At 67.7% G+C, this 548-nt stretch carries 1 protein-coding gene; it reads left to right on the forward strand.

The features are described 5' to 3' along the window. On the forward strand, positions 1–548 hold a 548-nt coding region (locus tag HHX33_RS34785), incomplete at both ends, for a DJ-1/PfpI family protein (RefSeq protein ID WP_220502514.1).

Genomic DNA, 548 nt, shown 5'->3' on the forward strand with positions numbered 1-548 from the left:
CTGCTCCTTACCGGCGACGCCGCCGAGGAGCTCGACACCATGTATCCCTACTATCGCGTGCAGGAGGGCGGCTGGGACGTCGACGTCTCGTCACGGACGCTGCGTGACGTTCAGCTGGTCATCCACGAGTTCGACCCGAACTCCGACGCCTACGTGGAGAAGAACGGCCGGAAGCTGCCGGTCGACGTGCCCTGGGCCGAGGTCGACGTCGAGCGCTACGACGCCCTCATCATCCCTGGGGGACGTGCCCCCGAGTGGATCCGGGTCGACGCCGACGTCAGGCGCATCACCGAGCACTTCTTCGCCCGCAACCTCCCGATCGCGCTGGTGTGCCACGGCGCACAGGTGCCGGCGGTGTACGGGCTGCTGAAGGGCCGGAAGACGGCGTGCTTCCCCCCCATCACCGGTGACATGGAGAACGCGGGCGCGACGGTCATCGACGCTCCCGACGTCGTGGACGGAAACCTCGTCTCCTGCCGCGGCTGGCCCGACATGCCGCAGTTCGGCCGGGTGATGATGGAGGTCTTCTCGAAGTCCGTCAACTCCGC

It is taken from the genome of Microbispora sp. H10670, from assembly GCF_014161385.1.
Lineage (GTDB): Bacteria > Actinomycetota > Actinomycetes > Streptosporangiales > Streptosporangiaceae > Microbispora > Microbispora triticiradicis.